We start from the raw sequence: 2,831 nt of genomic DNA on the forward strand, positions 1-2,831 counted from the left end.
TCAGCGAAAGCAAAGAAGTTATTAGAGGTATATGTAAGCTCTATATAGGAAGGAGAATTTTGAAATTCTATTGATAAACCAAGTAATTGTAATAGCCCTTATTTAGAATAATAATTTCAAAATCAATAAAATTTAGAGTAGAAGGAGCAAGAGCAAATTATTATGAATAAACAAATAGGATTCATCGGATGTGGAAACATGGGTATTGCTATGATAGGTGGGATGATTAAAAAAAATATAGTTTCTCCAGATCAAATAATTTGTTCAGATTTAAATGTCATTAATTTAAAAAATGCTAGTAATGAATATGGCATAACTATAACTACTAACAACAATGAAGTCGCTAACAGCGCTGACATTTTAATTTTATCAACCAAACCAGATTTATACTCATCGGTAATTAACCAAATAAAAGATCAAATAAAAAATGATGTAATCGTTGTAACTATTGCTGCAGGGAAAAGTATTAAGAGCACTGAGAATGAATTTGGTAGAAAGTTAAAAGTTGTTAGAGTAATGCCTAATACACCGGCACTTGTTGGAGAAGGAATGTCTGCGTTATGTTTTAATGAAATGGTTACAGAAAAAGATATAAAAGAGGTACTGAACATATTTAATATTTTCGGCCAGACGGAGGTCATAAATGAAAAACTAATGGATGTTGTTACATCTATTAGTGGTTCTTCTCCAGCATATGTGTATATGTTTATAGAAGCCATGGCAGATGCTGCTGTACTTGGCGGTATGCCGAGAAAACAAGCTTATAAATTTGCGGCTCAGGCTGTATTAGGTTCTGCAAAAATGGTATTGGAAACAGGAATACATCCAGGTGAATTGAAGGATATGGTTTGTTCTCCAGGTGGAACGACGATAGAGGCTGTAGTAACGCTAGAAGAAAAAGGTTTAAGAACAGCTATCATTTCAGCTATGAAACGTTGTACGCAAAAATCTATGGAAATGTCTAGTTTAACTAGTAAGTGAGAAGCGAATTTATATAATATTTTAAATCTATTTAATGTAAAAGAAATATTATGAGGCTAGTTAATAACTAAGTAAATTTATATACAACACTAACGAGAAGAATAAACCTTATTTTAAAGGGGATACAGAAAATATGAGTAATTTACTAAAAAAGAAATCCGTTACACAATTGTTAGAGCATAATCAAAGCAAGACTTTAACGAAAACATTAGGAGCATTTGATTTAATTATGTTAGGGGTAGGCTCGATAGTTGGAACGGGTGTTCTTGTGTTAACTGGATTAGTAGCAGCAAGAAATGCTGGCCCAGCAGTTGTTTTTTCATTTATACTTGCAGCAATTATATGTGGATTTATAGCATTATGTTACGCGGAAATTGCTTCTACACTCCCGGCGTCTGGTAGTGTATATACATACTCATATGCAACAATTGGTGAGTTTGTTGCTCATCTAGTAGGTTGGTCATTGCTATTAATATATATCGTGGCAACAGCGGCTGTCGCTACTGGATGGACAGGCTATTTCCACAATTTAATAAAGGGATTTGGATTAGAGATACCTAAAGCTCTAGTAACGATTCCTTCGCATGGTGGTATTGTGAATCTACCAGCAGTAATCATTACATTGATATTAGCATGGATGTTATCCCGTGGTACGAGGGAAAGTAAACGAATCAATAATACAATGGTATTGATTAAAATTGGAATGATTTTGTTGTTTATTACGGTTGGTATATTCTATGTAAAACCAATGAACTGGATACCAATTGCACCATACGGTTTAAGTGGAGTTTTTACGGGTGGAGCAGCTATTTTATTCGCTTTTACGGGTTTTGATATATTAGCAACTTCAGCAGAAGAAGTAAAAGATCCGAAACGTAATCTTCCGATCGGTATTATTGCATCATTAATCATATGTACAATTATTTATGTTATGGTATGCCTTGTTATGACAGGAATGGTTTCCTATAAAGAATTAAATGTTCCTGAGGCGATGGCTTATGTAATGGAAGTTGTAGGACAAGGAAAAGTAGCTGGTGCAATTGCTGCAGGTGCGGTAATTGGCCTTATGGCTGTTATTTTTTCCAATATGTATGCGGCAACACGAGTATTCTTTGCAATGAGTCGTGATGGATTGTTACCGAAATCATTTGCGAAAGTTAATAAGAAAACTGGAGCACCCACTTTTATAACTGGATTGGCAGGAATAGGGAGCTCTATAATAGCTGGGTTTATTGATTTGAAAGAATTAGTTAATTTAGTTAATATCGGTAGTTTGGTGACGTTTGCGTTAGTTTGTCTATCAGTTATTATTCTACGTAAATCACACCCAAATTTAAAACGTGGATTTATGGTACCTTTTGTACCTGTATTACCATGCGTTGCAATTGTATGCTGTGTGTTTTTAATGCTAAATTTACCGTTAAGGACATGGGTGTACTTTAGTATTTGGATTACTATTGGGGTAGTAATATATTTCCTTTATTCGATAAAACACAGTAATTTAAATGAGGAAACGATCTCGAAATTACATGATAAAATTGCGAGATAATAACGATAGAAAATTTTATTAATAATCATATTGATAGTTGAGGAACATAGAAACAGTTTTTTGACATTTAGCAAGAGATAAAATAAGAGATGCTAGGGCAGCTAAGTACTTTTTTAGAAACCTTGCTTGTTTTTTACGATTTAAAACCGCTAAGGAGAGAGAAGTATGAGTGAATTGCATTTTATGAGTATAGAAGAATTAGATAATAAATTGAAAAAATCTGACAGTGGTATTTATTTCATTAAAGATTATAATGACAATATTATTTATGTAGGCAAGGCTTTTAGTATAAAAAGTAGAG

At 33.2% G+C, this 2,831-nt stretch carries 2 protein-coding genes and 1 pseudogene; all 3 read left to right on the top strand.

All coding sequences use genetic code 11. The features are described 5' to 3' along the window. Nucleotides 1-162 precede the first annotated feature (162 nt). Nucleotides 163-981, top strand: coding sequence for a pyrroline-5-carboxylate reductase (gene proC, locus ABWK52_RS27150; RefSeq protein ID WP_098542012.1), 819 nt, complete (start codon nucleotides 163-165; stop codon nucleotides 979-981). Nucleotides 982-1,114: 133 nt separating this feature from the next. Beyond that, complete coding sequence (locus tag ABWK52_RS27155; protein ID WP_098330449.1) at nucleotides 1,115-2,530, top strand: amino acid permease; 1,416 nt, start codon at nucleotides 1,115-1,117, stop codon at nucleotides 2,528-2,530. Between the two features lie 165 nt (nucleotides 2,531-2,695). Then, nucleotides 2,696-2,831 (top strand): annotated as a pseudogene (locus tag ABWK52_RS27160) (nucleotide excision repair endonuclease); the annotation flags it as partial.

This window comes from Bacillus sp. AP50, from assembly GCF_040492675.1.
GTDB lineage: Bacteria > Bacillota > Bacilli > Bacillales > Bacillaceae_G > Bacillus_A > Bacillus_A cereus.